The sequence below is a fragment of the Campylobacter sp. CH246 genome, assembly GCF_004378835.1.
In the GTDB taxonomy this organism is placed as follows: Bacteria; Campylobacterota; Campylobacteria; order Campylobacterales; family Campylobacteraceae; genus Campylobacter_D; species Campylobacter_D jejuni.
In genome coordinates this window covers 53,709-70,073 of record NZ_RYYA01000002.1, presented here as the reverse complement: position 1 = coordinate 70,073, position 16,365 = coordinate 53,709, and the positions used below count along the sequence as shown (strand labels likewise).

At 30.9% G+C, this 16,365-nt stretch carries 15 protein-coding genes and 1 pseudogene; 13 read left to right on the top strand and 3 right to left on the bottom strand.

All coding sequences use genetic code 11. From position 1 onward, the window contains the following. Window positions 1-35 precede the first annotated feature (35 nt). The 8 genes and pseudogenes from ELQ06_RS01965 (at window position 36) to ELQ06_RS01940 (ending at window position 7,980) form a co-directional block, all read left to right on the top strand. Window positions 36-1,460: an anaerobic C4-dicarboxylate transporter gene (locus ELQ06_RS01965; protein WP_052794053.1), complete on the top strand. Its 1,425-nt coding sequence runs from the start codon at window positions 36-38 to the stop codon at window positions 1,458-1,460. A 141-nt stretch (window positions 1,461-1,601) separates the two neighbouring features. After that, a pseudogene (kdpF, locus tag ELQ06_RS01960) lies at window positions 1,602-1,789 on the top strand (K(+)-transporting ATPase subunit F). Window positions 1,790-1,836: 47 nt separating this feature from the next. Next, entirely contained in the window at window positions 1,837-2,001 is a 165-nt protein-coding gene (locus ELQ06_RS08885) for a potassium-transporting ATPase subunit KdpA (RefSeq protein ID WP_079474376.1), read from the top strand. Next, a complete protein-coding gene (locus ELQ06_RS08880; protein WP_243833221.1) occupies window positions 1,982-2,704 on the top strand; it encodes a potassium-transporting ATPase subunit KdpA in 723 nt (240 codons plus the stop codon). The genes ELQ06_RS08885 and ELQ06_RS08880 overlap by 20 nt, the downstream gene beginning before the upstream one ends. Further along, window positions 2,671-3,489 (top strand): potassium-transporting ATPase subunit KdpA, encoded by an 819-nt coding sequence (locus ELQ06_RS08875; protein WP_243833220.1) that lies wholly within the window; start codon window positions 2,671-2,673, stop codon window positions 3,487-3,489. Before ELQ06_RS08880 ends, ELQ06_RS08875 begins: the two co-directional genes overlap by 34 nt. A gap of 9 nt (window positions 3,490-3,498) precedes the next feature. Next, window positions 3,499-5,544, top strand: coding sequence for a potassium-transporting ATPase subunit KdpB (kdpB, locus tag ELQ06_RS01950; RefSeq protein WP_052797765.1), 2,046 nt, complete (start codon window positions 3,499-3,501; stop codon window positions 5,542-5,544). Window position 5,545: 1 nt separating this feature from the next. Then, complete coding sequence (gene kdpC, locus ELQ06_RS01945) at window positions 5,546-6,154, top strand: potassium-transporting ATPase subunit KdpC (RefSeq protein ID WP_052797764.1); 609 nt, start codon at window positions 5,546-5,548, stop codon at window positions 6,152-6,154. Between the two features lie 2 nt (window positions 6,155-6,156). Further along, the gene (locus ELQ06_RS01940) at window positions 6,157-7,980 is read left to right on the top strand and encodes a sensor histidine kinase KdpD (RefSeq protein WP_230095729.1); all 1,824 of its coding nucleotides are present in this window, start codon (window positions 6,157-6,159) and stop codon (window positions 7,978-7,980) included. A gap of 101 nt (window positions 7,981-8,081) precedes the next feature. Here ELQ06_RS01940 and uvrB read toward each other — a convergent pair whose 3' ends face one another. Beyond that, window positions 8,082-10,055, bottom strand: a complete 1,974-nt coding sequence (gene uvrB, locus ELQ06_RS01935; protein WP_052797763.1) for an excinuclease ABC subunit UvrB — start codon at window positions 10,053-10,055, stop codon at window positions 8,082-8,084. A 153-nt stretch (window positions 10,056-10,208) separates the two neighbouring features. Here uvrB and ELQ06_RS01930 point away from each other — a divergent pair, with 153 nt between their 5' ends. Genes ELQ06_RS01930 through ELQ06_RS01915 form a run of 4 tightly spaced genes read left to right on the top strand, consistent with a single transcriptional unit; the run spans window position 10,209 to window position 12,940 of the window. Beyond that, on the top strand, window positions 10,209-10,439 hold the full coding sequence (locus ELQ06_RS01930) for a hypothetical protein (RefSeq protein ID WP_002852327.1): 231 nt from the start codon (window positions 10,209-10,211) through the stop codon (window positions 10,437-10,439). Then, window positions 10,429-10,671, top strand: a complete 243-nt coding sequence (locus ELQ06_RS01925) for a hypothetical protein (protein WP_002854947.1) — start codon at window positions 10,429-10,431, stop codon at window positions 10,669-10,671. The genes ELQ06_RS01930 and ELQ06_RS01925 overlap by 11 nt, the downstream gene beginning before the upstream one ends. Beyond that, complete coding sequence (locus tag ELQ06_RS01920; protein ID WP_002852324.1) at window positions 10,668-11,105, top strand: prepilin-type N-terminal cleavage/methylation domain-containing protein; 438 nt, start codon at window positions 10,668-10,670, stop codon at window positions 11,103-11,105. The genes ELQ06_RS01925 and ELQ06_RS01920 overlap by 4 nt, the downstream gene beginning before the upstream one ends. Then, window positions 11,087-12,940, top strand: a complete 1,854-nt coding sequence (locus ELQ06_RS01915) for a primosomal protein N' (protein WP_079460102.1) — start codon at window positions 11,087-11,089, stop codon at window positions 12,938-12,940. Before ELQ06_RS01920 ends, ELQ06_RS01915 begins: the two co-directional genes overlap by 19 nt. A gap of 9 nt (window positions 12,941-12,949) precedes the next feature. Here ELQ06_RS01915 and ELQ06_RS01910 read toward each other — a convergent pair whose 3' ends face one another. Continuing rightward, complete coding sequence (locus tag ELQ06_RS01910) at window positions 12,950-14,344, bottom strand: DUF2972 domain-containing protein (protein ID WP_052823850.1); 1,395 nt, start codon at window positions 14,342-14,344, stop codon at window positions 12,950-12,952. Window positions 14,345-14,489: 145 nt separating this feature from the next. Here ELQ06_RS01910 and ispG point away from each other — a divergent pair, with 145 nt between their 5' ends. Beyond that, a complete protein-coding gene (ispG, locus tag ELQ06_RS01905; RefSeq protein WP_002852250.1) occupies window positions 14,490-15,563 on the top strand; it encodes a flavodoxin-dependent (E)-4-hydroxy-3-methylbut-2-enyl-diphosphate synthase in 1,074 nt (357 codons plus the stop codon). Between the two features lie 30 nt (window positions 15,564-15,593). On the opposite strand, the gene flgH is transcribed toward ispG, so the two are convergent. Continuing rightward, the gene (gene flgH, locus ELQ06_RS01900) at window positions 15,594-16,292 is read right to left on the bottom strand and encodes a flagellar basal body L-ring protein FlgH (RefSeq protein WP_134237463.1); all 699 of its coding nucleotides are present in this window, start codon (window positions 16,290-16,292) and stop codon (window positions 15,594-15,596) included. Window positions 16,293-16,365 lie beyond the last annotated feature (73 nt).

The following is a 16,365-nucleotide window of genomic DNA, read 5'->3' as shown; positions in this document are numbered from 1 at the left end:
ACTGTTTTTAAATATTAATTTTCAAAGGAGTTAAAATGGACTTTTTAACAAGCCTTAGTGAGGGAGGGCAATTTGCAATCCAAATCATTATCGTTTTAATTTGTCTTTTTTACGGTGCAAAAAAAGGCGGCATAGCGCTTGGTTTACTTGGTGGTATAGGTATTTTAATGCTTGTATTTGCTTTTCATATAAAGCCTGGAAAACCAGCCATAGATGTTATGCTTACAATTTTAGCGGTAGTGGTTGCGAGTGCAACTTTGCAAGCAAGTGGTGGTTTGGATGTCATGCTTCAAATAGCAGAAAGAATTTTAAGACGCAATCCCAAATTTTTAACAATATTAGCGCCTTTTGTAACCTGCTTTTTGACTATACTTTGTGGAACAGGACATGTGGTTTATACTATTATGCCTATTATTTATGATATAGCGATTAAAAACGGTATTCGTCCTGAGCGTCCAATGGCAGCAGCTTCTATATCATCACAAATGGGTATTATTGCATCTCCTGTATCTGTGGCTGTTGTGAGTTTGACTGCTTTGCTTTTAAATGCTAATCATAAATTAGCAGGTTTTGATGGTTATATTAATCTTCTTCAAATTACTATACCTAGTACATTATTTGGCGTATTGTGTATAGGAATTTTTTCTTGGTTTAGAGGAAAAGATTTGGATAAAGATGAAGTATTTCAAGAAAAACTTAAAGATCCTGAATTTAAAAAATATGTTTATGGGGATTCTAAAACACTTTTAGGTGTTAAACTTCCAAAAAGCAATTGGGTTGCAATGTGGATTTTCTTAGGAGCTATTGCTTTAGTAGCTTTATTGGGTGTATTTGATTTCTTGCGTCCAAACTGGGGACAAGTTGTAAAAAATGGCATTCCTCAAGTAGATGCTTTAGGCAATCCTAAAATGGATGTTTTATCCATGGTTTCAGTTATTCAGATGTTTATGCTTTTAGCAGGTTCTTTGATTATCATCTTTACTAAAACAGATGCAAAGAAAATCGGCTCTAATGAAATTTTTAAATCAGGTATGATAGCACTTGTTGCGGTTTTTGGAATTTCTTGGATGGCTGATACTATGTTTGCAGTTCACACTCCTATGATGAAAGCAGTACTTGGAGATATAGTAAAAGAGCATCCTTGGACTTATGCTGTAATGCTTCTTTTAATTTCAAAATTTGTAAACTCTCAAGCAGCGGCTATTTCAGCTTTTGTTCCTTTGGCTTTAGGAATTGGTGTTGAACCTGGTGTAATTGTTGCTTTTGCGGCTGCTTGTTATGGATATTATATTTTACCAACTTATCCAAGCGATTTGGCTACTATACAATTTGACAGATCAGGTACTACTCACATCGGTAAATTTGTTATCAATCATAGTTTTATTTTACCAGGTCTTATAGGTGTAATCACTTCTTGTATAGCAGGATATTTTATCGCTATGGCAGCGGGTTATCTTTAACAATTTTTAGCAGGATTTTTCCTGCTAAATTCTTCATTTGTCTTTTTATTTAATATAGATAAAAATTATAAATAAATCATAAAATTAGTATTAATCAAAATATAAGCTTAACAAGGATAGAATAAATCCTATTCTGAATCAATGAGAAAGGGCTATCCTATGGATGTTATCTTTGCTTTGCTTCTGCTTTTAGCTTTTGGTAATTTATGGTTTTTTATCTGTTTTTGTGAAATTCAAACTAGGGTATGTGGATGATATTTTTATTAGTTTTAAGCTTAATGCTTGCTCTTTATTTATTTTATGCTCTATTATATCCTGAAAAATTTTAAAGGAAAAATATGCTAGAAATTTAATAACACTGATTATAGCTTTTATATTGGCTTTAATTTTTGGAAATTATCTTTATAAAATTGCAAGCTGTAAAAAAACTATTTTTGATTTTATTTTTAATCCAATTGATAACTTAATTTATAAAATTTGTGCAATTGATAGAAAAAATATGACTTGGCAAAAATTATTCTTTGCATTTAATTGCTTTTAATGCCTTAGTGGCTATTTTTTCTTTCGTGATTTTTTATTTGCAAGATAAACTTTTTTTAAATCCTAATTCTATAGATTCTATGAAATGGGATTTGAATTTCAATACTGTAATTAGTTTTATTACAAATACAAACCTTCAGCATTATAGTGGAGAGAGTGCTTTAAGTTTGCTTTCGCAAAATACAGGCATTTTACTTGCTATGTTTGTTTCAAGTGCGAGTGGATATTCTGCTTGTATGGCTTTTTGTCGTGCTTTATGCGGCATGCAAATGGGAAATTTTTATGAAGATTTTACGCGTATTATTACGCGTTTGATGTTGCCTTTAAGTTTTATTTTGGCTGTAATTTTTATCTCTGAAGGCGTGGTGCAAAACTATCACGCAAATTTTAGTGTGCTTACTTTAGAAAATAAATTTCAAAGCATTGCCACAGGTCCTGTTGCAGCTCTTGAGTCTATAAAACATTTAGGGACAAATGGGGGTGGTTTTTTTGGTGCTAATTCAAGCATGCCTTTTGAAAATCCTGCTTTACTTACAAATTTTTTACAAATTTTATCTATGATGCTTATTCCTAGTGCCTGTGTTGTAGCTTTTGGATTGATGGTTTATCATAGAAAAGAAAGACAAGGTTTTGCTCTTATGGGAAAAGAAGGGGGGTTATTTTTGGTGCAATGGGGATTATTTTTATCATTTCTTTGCTTTTAGTTTATTTTAGCGAAAAAATGCCAAATCCAAATTTGGATTCTTTGGGTTTGAATGCAAATTTGGGAAATTTAGAAGGTAAAGAAATAAGATTTGGCACAGATGGTTCGAGTTTATTTAGTGCTGTAACTACTGCTTTTACTGCAGGAAGCGTTAATAATATGCACGATAGTTTAAATCCATTAAGTATCAGTGCTACTTTGCTAAATATGATGCTAAATGTGGCTTTTGGTGGCGAAGGAGTAGGGCTTATGAATATGATTATTTATGTGCTCTTAACCGTGTTTATTTGTGCATTAATGATAGGTAGAACTCCAGAATTCTTGGGTAAAAAAATAGAAAGCGCACAAATGAAGCTTATAGCTTTGGTAATTCTTATCCATCCTTTATTAATCCTTGTTTTAAGTGCATTAGCTGTTGTTTTTGCAAAAGATAGTATAAGCAATCCTAGCTTTCATGACTTGGCTCAAATTTTGTATGAATTTAGTTCTTCGGCAGCAAATAATGGTTCAGGACTTGAAGGTTTAAAAGATGATAATTTATTTTGGAATTTAAGCACAGCTTTTGCTATGTTTTGTGGGCGTTATTTGGTTTTAATAGCTCAGCTTGCTATAGCTGGATCGCTTTTGGCTAAAAATACACAAGAAAATACTGCAAATTCTTTAAAAACAGATAATTTAACTTTTATGTTTGTGCTTGTTTGTATTATATATATTTTTGCTGCACTTACTTTTTTTCCAGTGCTTACTTTATCAAGCGTTGCAGAATATTTATCTTTATGGCATTAAGGAGAGTCAATGTCTAAAAAACAAAATAAACTCATTACAAAAGAAATTTTAAATAATGCCATAAAAGGAGCATTTTTAAAATTTGATCCACGCTTGATGGTAAAAAATCCTGTTATGTTTATGGTGGAAGTTGGATTGATTCTTACTTTGATTTTAAGTATTTTTCCTACTTTGTTTAATGGAAATTCTGATGAAAGAATTTATAACATCTTAATCACTTTTATTTTATTTATAATCTTGCTTTTTGCAAATTTTGCAGAAAGTATTGCAGAAGGAAGGGGTAAAGCCCAAGCAGCTACCTTAAGACAAAGCAAAAAGGATTCTAAAGCTAGACGCATAAAAAGTGATGGCAGTGAAGAAATGCTTAATTCTAGCGAGTTAAAAATAGGTGATATAGTTTTAGTTAAAGCAGGTGAACTTATACCTAATGATGGAGAAATTATAGAAGGTGCTGCAAGTGTTGATGAATCAGCTATTACAGGTGAAAGTGCACCTGTTATGCGTGAAGCGGGCGGTGATTTTTCTTCTGTTACAGGTGGGACTACGGTTTTAACTGATTTTTTAAAGATTAAAATTTTAGTTGGAGCTGGGGAAAGTTTTTTAGATAAAATGATCAATCTTGTAGAAGGTGCTGCGCGTCAAAAAACTCCAAATGAAATTGCTCTTAATACTCTTTTAATTGCACTTAGTTTGAGTTTTTTGGTGGTGGTTGTAAGTTTATATCCTTTTATACAATTTTTAGGCGTGAGTTTGCCTATTTCATGGTTAGTAGCATTGCTTGTATGTCTTATTCCTACAACTATAGGGGGACTTTTATCAGCTATAGGAATAGCAGGTATGGACAGGGTAACGCGTTTTAATGTGATCGCACTTTCAGGTAAGGCTGTTGAAAGTTGTGGTGATGTTGATACTATGATTTTGGATAAAACAGGAACGATTACTTTTGGAAACCGTTTGGCAAATGAATTTTATGAAGTTCAAGGTATAAACAAAGAAGAAATGATTAAAGCTTGTGTTTTATCCTCTTTAAAAGATGAAACTCCAGAAGGCAAAAGCATAGTTGCATTGGCTCAAAAAATGGGTTATGAATTAGAAGGTAATGATATTAAAGAATTTATAGAATTTAGTGCTCAAAATAGAATGAGTGGTGTGGATTTGCAAGATAATACAAAAATTCGCAAAGGTGCTTTTGATGCTATAAGAGCTTATATAAGCGAAATGAATGGAAAAATTCCTAGCGATTTAGAAACTAAGGTAATGGAAATTTCAAATCTTGGTGGCACTCCTTTGGTAGTGTGTAAAAATGAAAAAATTTTAGGAGTGATTTATCTAAAGGATACAGTAAAACCAGGGCTTAAAGAGCGCTTTGACGAGCTTAGAAAAATGGGTATAAAAACTTTAATGTGTACTGGAGACAATCCTTTAACAGCAGCTACTATAGCTAAAGAAGCAGGGCTTGATGGATTTATAGCAGAATGCAAGCCTGAAGATAAAATAGAAGCCATTAAAAAAGAACAAGCCCAAGGTAAGATAGTAGCCATGATAGGAGATGGAACCAATGATGCTCCAGCTCTTGCGCAAGCTGATGTAGGTATAGCTATGAACTCAGGAACTCAAGCGGCCAAAGAAGCAGCCAATATGATAGATCTTGATTCTAATCCTACTAAAATTTTAGAAGTGGTTGAAATAGGAAAAGGTTTGCTTATTACTAGAGGCAGTCTTACAACTTTTAGTATGGCAAATGATATTGCTAAGTATTTTGCTATTTTACCTGCTATGTTTAGTGCGGTTTTACCTCAAATGCAAATTTTAAACATTATGCATTTAGCTACCCCGCAAAGCGCTATTTTATCAGCACTTATTTTTAATGCTATTATTATACCTTTGCTCATACCTATTGCTATGCGTGGAGTTAAATTTAAGCCTATGAAAAGTGAGCATTTGCTTTTAAGAAATTTGAGTATTTATGGTTTAGGTGGTATGATAGCACCTTTTATAGGGATAAAAATAATTGATATTCCTACAGCTTGGATACTTAGAATTTTAGGAGTGTGATATGCTTAGAACTTTGCTTAGTTTTTTTGTGGTAATGCTAATATTGTGTACTCTTATTTATCCTTTTGCTTTAAATACAGTTGCAAAATTTATTTTTCCTTATCAATCAAGTGGAAGTTTAGTGGATAAAGAAGGTCATCCAACTTTGGATATAAGCAAAGCGGTAGGTTCAAAGCTTTTGGGTCAAGATTTTAATAAACCTTATTTTCTACATTCAAGAGCATCTGTATCAAATTACAATACAAGTGATACAAATGAAAGCAGTGTGAGTTCAGGTGGATTTAATTATGCTATGTCAAATCCTGCTTTAAAAGAGCGTGTGCAAAAAGATTTGCAAAAATTTTTAGATGAAAATCCGCAAATCACAAAAGAACAAATTCCTTTGGATTTATTAAGCGCTTCAGGATCAGGTCTTGATCCTCATATCAGTCTTCAAGCAGCCCTAGTGCAAATTCCTAGGATAAGTCAATCTTCAAAAATCACCAAAGAAGAATTAGAAAAAATCATTCAAGAAAATACAGAGTCTAAATTTTTAGGGATTTTTGGGGAAGAAAAGGTTAATGTTTTAGGTGTTAATATAGCTATTGCTAAAGCCATGAAAAAAGAATAAACATGCAAAGACAAAGTCCTGAACAAATTCTTAAAAAACTTGAGGTTAAGGCTAAGGAAGAAGAAAAAAACAAACTTGCAAAATTAAAAATCTTCTTAGGTTATGCTGCAGGTTCTGGAAAAACTTATGCTATGTTAAGTGAAGCTAGAACTTTAAGGGATAATGGAGTTGATGTTGTTTTAGGCTATATAGAGCCTCATGATAGACCTGAAACAATGGCTTTAACACAAGGTTTTGAAAGTATAGCTAATCTTGAAATTCCTTATAAAAATATAGTATTAAAAGAATTTGATTTAGACGCTATTCTTAAGAGGAAACCTGCTTTGGTTTTAGTAGATGAGCTTGCACACACTAATGCTAAAGGCTTACGTAATGAAAAGCGTTTTCAAGATATAGAAGAACTTCTAAAAGCAGGGATTGATGTTTATACTACTTTAAATATACAACATTTAGAAAGCTTAAATGATTTAGTAGCTAATATCAGTAAGATAGAAGTTAAAGAGCGTATTCCTGATCGTATTTTTGATGAGGCTGATCAGGTTGAACTTGTTGATATTGAACCTAATAAGCTTTTAAAAAGAATGCAAGATGGTAAAATTTATAAGGAAAAACAAGCTAAACTAGCACTTGAAAATTTCTTTCGCCAAGAAAGACTTATAGCTTTGCGTGAGATTGCCTTAAGAAGACTTGCTTCAAGAGTGAATTTAAGAGCAAGTGAACAAAGACTTATTAATGATGATTTAGCTTATCATACTGGAGAGCATATTTTAGTTTGTATTAATGCTTCAAATGCAAAGGTTATTCGTGCAGCTGCAAGACTTGCTTTAGCTTTTCATGCTAAATTGAGTGCGCTTTATATAAAAAATCCCAATATTAAAGAAGAAAAAGCTTTAGAAGAAAATATAGAACTAGCTAAAAGTTTTGATGCTGAAATCATTAGCGTATATGATGATGATATAGCAAGACAAATTGCAGAGTATTCAAGCCTTAGTAATGTCTCTAAAATTGTTTTAGGCAAAAATAAAGATAAAAAAAAGTTTAAAGAAGAGATTTTTGAAGCTGTTGCTAAAAAAGCACCTAATATTGATTTATATCTTGTCAATGAAAATCAAATTTCTACTCCTAAAATACGAAGTAAACAAGGTTTTGATTTTTTAGGTTTTTTAAAAATCACAGGAGTTTTACTTTTGGCAACTTTTATAGCTTTTGTATTTCATAAATTTAATACTCAACCAAGTAATATAGTTATGATTTTTATTTTAGCAGTTTTTGCCTCTTCTTTTATTTCTGATAATAAAATTTTCGCCTTTTATTCTTCTTTGGTAAGTGTTTTGATTTATAATTTTTTCTTTTTAGAACCTATTTTTAGTCTTAAAGTTCATGATAGTGGAAATATTATTACTTTTACAACTATGTTTATAGTTGGATTTTTAACAGCTGTTTTTACAAGAAGATTAAAATTGCAATCTAAAGAACTCACCAAAAGAGCTTATAGAACAGCTATTTTACTTGAAAATAGTGAAAAGTTAGCAAGAGTAAAAAGCAAACAAGAGCTTTGGGAACAACTTGGAAATCAAGCTTTAAAATTATTAAATTTACCTATTATTATTTATCCTATAAATAAAAACAATATTTTATCGAAACCTTTGTTGTTTTTTAACGATGATAAGCAAATGTTAAAAAATTGTTTTAGTGCCGATGAGATTGCTATTGCTCAATGGGTTGCAACAAATAAAGAAAGAGCAGGTGTTTGTACAAATACCCTGCCTAATGCTAATGCTATGTATTTACCTATAGAAGATGGGAAAAAACTAAAGGGGTCATAGGTATAGTTTTAAAAGAAAAACGTCCCTTGCAAGACTTTCAGTATGAAATTTTAAGTGCTTTACTTAATGAGGTAGGAGTTAGAACAAGGGATATATTTTTATTATAAATCCCTTAATTTGTTAATCTCATCTCTAATTGCAGCAGCTTTTTCAAACTCAAGTGCTTTAGCTGCTTCAAGCATTTGCTTTCTTAACTCTTTGACAAGTTTTGCTCTTTCGCTAGCGGGCATTTTTTCTAGTTTTTTACCTTTGCGATAAATTTCGCCCAAATTCTCTTCATTTTTTAAGCTCTCTTCAATGTGGCGTTTGACTGAAGTTGGCGTGATATTGTATTTTTTATTATAAGCCATTTGAAGTTTGCGGCGTTCATTGGTGGTATCCATAGCTTCTTGCATGGATTTTGTGATTTTTTTGCAAAAAAGCAAAACCTTACCATTGACATTTCTAGCTGCTCTTCCCATGGTTTGGATTAAACTTGTAGCACTTCTTAAAAAGCCTTCCTTATCTGCATCCATAATGGCAATGAGTGAAACTTCAGGTAGGTCTAGTCCTTCTCTAAGTAAGTTAATGCCAATTAGCATATCAAAAGCACCGCTTCTTAAACCTCTTATGATTTCATTGCGTTCTATAGCATCGATATCTGAGTGCATGTATTTGACTTTTATACCAAGCTCTAAATAATACCTTGTAAGTTCTTCAGCGAGTTTTTTAGTTAGCACGGTTACTAAAACCCGTTCGTTTCTTTGTATGACTTTTTTAGCTTCATCAAATAAAATTTCAACTTGGTTGTCACTATCTTTTAATTCTATCAAAGGATCAAGCAGTCCTGTAGGACGCATGATTTGATGAAAGATGTTTTCTTTGCTAAGTTCAAGTTCTAAAGGTGCAGGTGTGGCTGAAACAAAAAGAAATTGACAATTTTTATGGATAAATTCATCAAACATTAAAGGACGATTATCCAAGGCTGAAGGTAAACGAAAACCATAATCTACCAAAGTTTGTTTTCTGCTTCTATCTCCTGCAAACATACCTCTAAATTGTGGTAAAGATACATGGCTTTCATCGACTATGACAAGAAATTTTCTATCTTTAATCGCAAAATAATCAAAAAGCGTATAAGGAGTATCACCTTCTTTAAGCCCTGTTAAATGTCTTGCATAATTTTCAACGCCTTTACACATTCCTGTGCTTGTAAGCATTTCAAGATCAAATTCAACCCTTTGTTTAAGGCGTTGATATTCTACGAGTTTATTTTCATGTTCAAAATAAGCAAGGCGTTCGTTAAGTTCTGCTTTTATGTCTTTTATCGCTTGTTTTAGTCTTGTTTCACCTACACTAAACTGGCTTGTAGGATAGAGTATGAAGCGTTTTAAATCTTTGCCTTTTTTATTTTCTAAAACATTGTAATGATACATAGCATCAAGCTCATCGCCAAAAAATTCAAGTCTTACTACTTCATCTTCATAATAAGCTGGATAAATGTCTATAATATCTCCTTGAACTCTAAAATCTGCACGATCAAAAAAATTATCATTTCTTTTATAACCCATATCTACAAGTTTTTTTAAAAGTTCTTTTTGTGAAATTTGCATACCTAGTTCAAAGATTAAAACCATGCCTATGTATTCATTTGGATTACCAAGTCCATAATTTGCTGAAACACTAGCTATGCAAACTACATCTTCATAACTTAAAAGAGAAGCAGTAGCACTCAGTCTTAAACGCTCTAAGTCTTCATTAGTGGAGCTGTCTTTTTCTATGAAAACATCAGTGCGTGGAATGTAGGCTTCAGGTTGATAATAATCATAATAAGATATAAAATATTCCACATGATTTTTAGAAAAAAAAACTTTAAATTCGCTATAAAGTTGCGCACAAAGGCTTTTGTTGTGACTCATGATAAGAGTGGGCATATTAAGTTCTTTAATGACATTTGCCATGGTAAAGGTTTTTCCACTTCCTGTAACGCCTAGTAAGGTTTGATATTTGTTGCCTTTTTTTATACTTTTTACTATACCTTTTATGGCTTCTTGTTGATCAGGACTAGGTTTAAATTTGCTGGTAAGTTCTAACATTTTTCTACTTTATTTTTATTTTTGAAAAAATTTTAAAAGAAAATGCTTTAATTAAAAATTAATTGACAATAAAAACCTAAATTTAAATTTTTTTCTGCTACAATATCAAATAATATTTTCCATAAATTACAAATTTTTTAAGAAGGCAAAAATATGTTTGATGAAAAAATAATCAATACTATGACAGATAAAGTAAATGAATTAATTGAAAAGTATAACGAAGTTTGTGAAGCCAATGAGGCTTTAAGAAATGAGCTTGTGAGCGTTAAAGCACAAAATGAAGCAAAAAGTAATCAAATTATGCGTTTAGAAGAAGAACTTAAATCTCGCAATATAGAAAGCGAAGATATTTATAAGAAAATAGAGGCTGTTCTTGGCAGATAATCTAAAACAAGTCATTGTTAATGTTAATGCAAAAGATTTCATTGTTAAGTGCAGTGAAGAATTTGCAAATTTTTTAGAAGATGATATCGCTTTGATTTCAGGGGGTACTAAAAAAATAGAACTTAAACGCTTTGTAGATGCGTTTGTTAAAAAAAGTTATGAAAATTATATTCTAGAAAGAGAACTTAAGAAACTAATAAAAGCAATCAATGAAGAACTCCCGACAAAATGAACAAAGCTTTTACTCTGCTTGAGCTTGTTTTTGTGATTTTGATTTTGGGAATTTTGTCAAGCTTATCTTTATCTTTTATCAATACTACAAAAGATGAGGTTAAAATTTTAAAATTAAAAATGGACTATGAAATGCTAAGCTCAGCTCTTGCTTTAATGCGTAGTCAAATGAGACTTAAAAATTTAAATTTTCCAGAAATTTTAGATAATGCGCAAAATAATCAAGCCAAAGAAAAACTCTTTTATTGTTTAAATGATTGTGATTATTCTTTGCTTGATACACCTATTTATTCTGATTTTAAATCTTGGATAAAAATAGGTAAAAATCACTATAGATTTGCATTAAATGCCAAAGAGATGGTTGAATTTATTTATGATTCTAAAGAAGGTTTGTTAAAGTGTATAGGAAGTTCTAGATGCAAAGATCTGATATAAGATATTATGAACTTGCAATTTGTGGTTTGTATTTGGATAATTTAACTTTTCATAGTTTTGATGAAATCAAACCTTTAACACAAGTATTAGTGGATTTAAAAACTAAAAAAAACCTTAAAGCTATCGTACTTAAAGAATGTCAAAAACCCGATTTTAAAACCGTAGAAATTAAAGAAATTACAGAGTATTTTCTAACTCCTTTGCAGTTTGAATTGGTAAATTTTATTGTTTATTATTATGCTTCAAAACTTGGTTTTGTTTTGGGTTTTTTTGAAGCTAGTCCTAAGTATAAATGTCAAAAAATGTTTTTTAAAGATACTCCTAAGCTAAGCAATCAACAACAAAATGCCTTAAGTTTTCTTCAAAAAGAAAACAATTCCTTGCTTTTTGCTGATACGGGTAGTGGCAAGACTGAAATTTATATTTCTTTGATAAAAGAGTGTTTAGAACAGGGTAAGCAAGCTTTGCTTTTAATGCCAGAAATCGCACTTACTCCACAAATGCAAAAGCGTTTAGAAGTGTATTTTAAGGATAATTTTTTCCTGTGGCATTCTAAAATTTCAAAGAAAAAAAAGCAAGAATATTTAGAGCGTTTTTGCAAGGGAGAAGTGCTTTTAGTAGCGGGTGCAAGATCGGCTTTGTTTTTACCCTTTAGAAATTTAGGACTTATTGTAGTAGATGAAGAACATGATAATTCTTATAAGGCTTCTAATCAGCCTTTTATCAATGCGAGAGATTTAGCACTTTTTTTGGGTCAAAAAAATAATATTAAAGTGGTTTTAGGTTCTGCAACCCCATCTTTAACGAGTTTTTACAAACAAAAAAGTTTTAGACTAAAAGGAACTTTTTTTGAGAGTAAAAAGCATTTTTTATATGATGAAAATGAGCTTGGTATAACGCCTATGCTTTTAAGCGAATTAGAAAAAAGTTTAAAACATCAAAAACAAGCTATAGTGTTTTTACCTACAAGGGCTAATTTTAGGCAAATCATTTGCAAGGATTGTGGGGAAACGATAAAATGTCCTTTTTGTTCTATTGCTATGAGTATGCATAAAAAGAAAAATATTTTAAAATGTCATTATTGTAATTATACTTCTTTAATAGAGCAAAATTGTCCAAGTTGCAAAGGAGAAATGTTAGAAGCTAGAAAAATGGGGACTGCTGAACTTTTAGAGCTTTTGCAAAATGCTTTGCCTTTAGCAAAAATAGCAAAATTTGATAGCGATGAAATCACAAGCATTAAAAAGCTTAATATTATTTTAAAAGACTTTAATGAAAATAAGATCGATATACTTATTGGCACTTCTATGCTTGCTAAAGGACATGATTATCATAGTGTGGATTTGAGTGTGATTTTAGGGCTTGATGAATATTTGTTGCGTCCTAGTTTTAGAGCGAGTGAAGAAACTTTAGCTTTAGCTATGCAAGTTGCAGGCAGGGCAGGGCGTAAAGGCGAAGCAAGAGTACTTTTGCAAACAAAAAATAGAGCTTTTTTTGAAAGGTATATAGAGAATTATGATGCTTTTTTAAAAGATGAGTTAGAAAATAGAAAAGATCTTTACCCCCCATTTAAACGCCTTTTAAGAGTTCTTATAGAAGATAAAGATCAAAAAAGTGCACAAAAACTTTGTGAAAAATTTGCTTCTCAATTTAGAAATATCAAACAGGTAGAATTGGTAGGCTATGGAATTTGTGGAGTTGAAATGCTGTATGGAAAATATCGTTTTTATTTGTTGCTTAGAAGTGAAAATCATAAAGCTTTAGTGGCAATTGAAAATTATATTTTGCAATTTAAAAATGCAAGTGCGGATATTGATCCTATTGATTTTGTGTAAGTGATATGATTATTTATCTTTGTATATTTTTTCAAATTCTTTATAATATTTCCAAGAATCAATAATATGAGGATGTGTTTGTTTTAAATGATTTAGTTCATTTTCAAATATATTAAAAAAAGTGTAAATAAGTGATTTATTTTTTATAAAATAATCTATTACATCTTTTTCTTTCATCATTTTTGATTCTGTTTCATCTATGGTTATTTTAATTTGATATAAAAAATCATACAAATAATGTTTAATTGTTGAAAATAAAAGATTGTTTTGTTCTAATTGCTTAAAATCATTTTTATCAATATATACACCCATATCATTACATAGGTCGTTTTTTATAATTTCTTGTATTATGTCTATTTTTTCATGATTGATATGTTTTCTGTCTAAAATTATGGGAATGCTAGAAGTTCTATCAATATTGAAATTTTTATTATTTTTAGGAGTATTAAGATAAAAGGTGTTATTAATATCTTTAGAATTTGCATAAAGTGTAATAGGAAAAAGATAGCGAATATAACCTCTAAATTCTTTAATTTTAAATAAATCTAATTTATCTTTATGGGGGGGGGTAAAATTAAAATTTATAGCAAGTAAATTCATGGTATCGAAGGCCTTTGATTGGCGGATTTCTTCCATATCAAGATAGTATACATTGTCTTTGTTAAAATATTTTAATAAATAAGAGATGATAAAAACTCCTTGTTGTAGTTCATTTATATCGATTTTAATTTTATGATTTTGATGAGTAAGATAGTTGATGTAATAACGCCAATCATAAGTTAGATTAAATTCAGGGGGATAGTTTCTTAAAACTTTACTCCAATCTCTTCCCCAGCTATGCTTTAAAAGTCCCATTGGATCTCGAACTCCGCAAATAATCTTAGAATTAAAATCTAATAAAGATAGATATTTATCAAAATAAGGTAGATTAATTTCTGATATATTAATAGCATATTGAGCAATTGTATTATCATTTAGACACATGTAATTAATACAATATCTCTCTTTGCTATCAGGTGGTAAAACCCAGGAAGCAAAACAAGTTACATTGCAACATTGATTAAGGTATCTTAAAAATGCTGCTGCTCCAACGCCATGTGGAGAAATATAGATAAATTTATAGTGTTTAGGCAGGGGTAAATTTAAATCCCAAGCTAATTCTGCGCAATGTCGACTAGAATCTATTTCTATAAAATTAGGATTGATTAAAGGTGGATAAGGATGTTTTGTTGATAAATATCTATCCCTAAATTCGTTAGAATTGAGCCAAGTGCAAATTGTTTCAATATTTTCCAAAACAAAGGTAAAAAATTTTTCATTATTCGAATTTTTTAAAGCTTGTAAAAGAATTTGAGCTAGGGTTGGAGTTAGGTTATTTTTTATATAGAGTAAAAGATTTTGCATATAACCTCTTTTAATTGTATTTAATTTATATATAATTCATAAATATTTAAATGTCATGAAATTTAAATATATTATCAAAAATAAACTTTAATTAAAGCAATAAAAAGTTAAAATTTGATATTAAAATTTTTCAAAGAGTGAAGTTATGGAGTATAAAAGATTTAAAACCAGACAAATCAAAGTAGGAAATGTTTTAATAGGCGGTGATGCACCCATTTCAGTTCAATCTATGCTTTTTACTAAAACAAGAGATATAGAAGGTTCTTTAGAGCAAATCAATCGTCTTTATTTTGCAGGAGCAAACATAGTGCGTTTGGCGTGCTTGGATATGGCTGATGCAAGGGCTTTAAAAGAGATTAAAGCTAAAAGTCCTCTACCTTTAATCGTAGATATTCATTTTAATCATAATTTGGCTGTATATTGTGCTGAATTTATCGATGGAGTGCGTATAAATCCTGGCAATATAGGCTCTAAAGAAAATATTAAAGAAGTGGTAAAAGCATGTAAAGAACGGGGTATCCCTATACGCATCGGTGTAAATCACGGCTCCATAGAAAAACAATTTAGTGATAAATTTGGTTATGGTGTCGATGCCATGCTAGAAAGTGCGATGTATAATATCAAGCTTTTAGAGGATTTAGACTTTTTTGATATTAAAATTTCCATGAAGACTTCAGATGCTCAAAAAACTATAGAAGCTTATGAGAGATTAAGACCGCTTTGTGATTATCCTTTTCACTTAGGGGTAACTGAAGCAGGAACTAAATTTCATAGCACTGTAAAAAGTTCTATAGCTTTAGGAAATTTACTTCTTAAAGGTATAGGCGATACTATGCGTGTTTCTATGACGGGTGAGCTTGAAGAAGAAATTCGTGTAGCGAGAGCAATTTTGCAAGATAGCGGAGTACAAAAAAGCGGAGTAAATATTATTTCATGTCCAACTTGCGGTAGGATTCAAAGTGATTTGTTAAGTGCGATTAAAATCGTAGAGGAAAAAACCAAGCATATAAAAGAACCTTTAAACATCAGTGTCATGGGTTGTGTGGTAAATGCTTTAGGCGAAGCTAAGGGCGCTGATGTGGCTATAGCCTTTGGGAAAAATCAAGGACTTGTCATAAGACATGGTGAAGTTGTAGCTAAATTAAAAGAAAGTGAACTTGTAGATAGATTTTTAGCTGAAGTTGAAGATGAGGTTAAAAGTAGGGTTGTAAAAGAATAAAAGCCTAAAAGCAAGGTTAAACCTTGCTTTTTAGAATGGCCATATCGCTTCTATAACTTTACTACCCCAAGGTTTTCTTGTGCTTCTATCCACTTCTCCTTCTGTTTTATATAGAATTTTAGCATCTGCTATATATTTACTATCTATAGTATTGTCTTGACCGATGTCATAAGGACGAATAACACCGCTTAATTGTATGATTTGCTTCTCTCCGTTGATTAAAAGCTCTCTTGAACCTTCGATAAAATAATTACCATTTGATAAAATTTTAATTACACGTGTTGAAATTGTAGTATTGAAACTTTCATTTCTGCTTTGCGAGCCTGTTCCTGTGTAGTTGTTTGAACTATTGGTTTGAAAACCTATATTAGAATAGGCATTGACTTTATTAAGAGCATTAGCTACCACTCCTGAACTTCCTGTTAAAGCACCTCCGCCTAAATTTGAGGTATTAGTTCTGCTTGTTGCTTTATTAGCTTGTGTGCTTTGAGTGGTACTTTCTTGTATAACAACTGTAACTAAATCATTTACACTCATAGCTTTTTTATCTGAAAATAAAGGATTATCTCCTTTGCCAAAAAGTGATCCTGGTGAGCTTTCTACATTATTGCTTTGTTTTGGAGTCAATTCTTCTACGTAAGCAGGTGGTTTCATTGAAATTTGTGGATCAACCGTTGCAGAACAACCAAAAAACACAAACGGTAACACATAAAATAAAACTTTTTTCATTTTCGTCCTTTAAAATATGAATTTTTATTTTTCTTTGTTAAAATTAGAAAAAGCAAAGAGTGTTCCACATTTA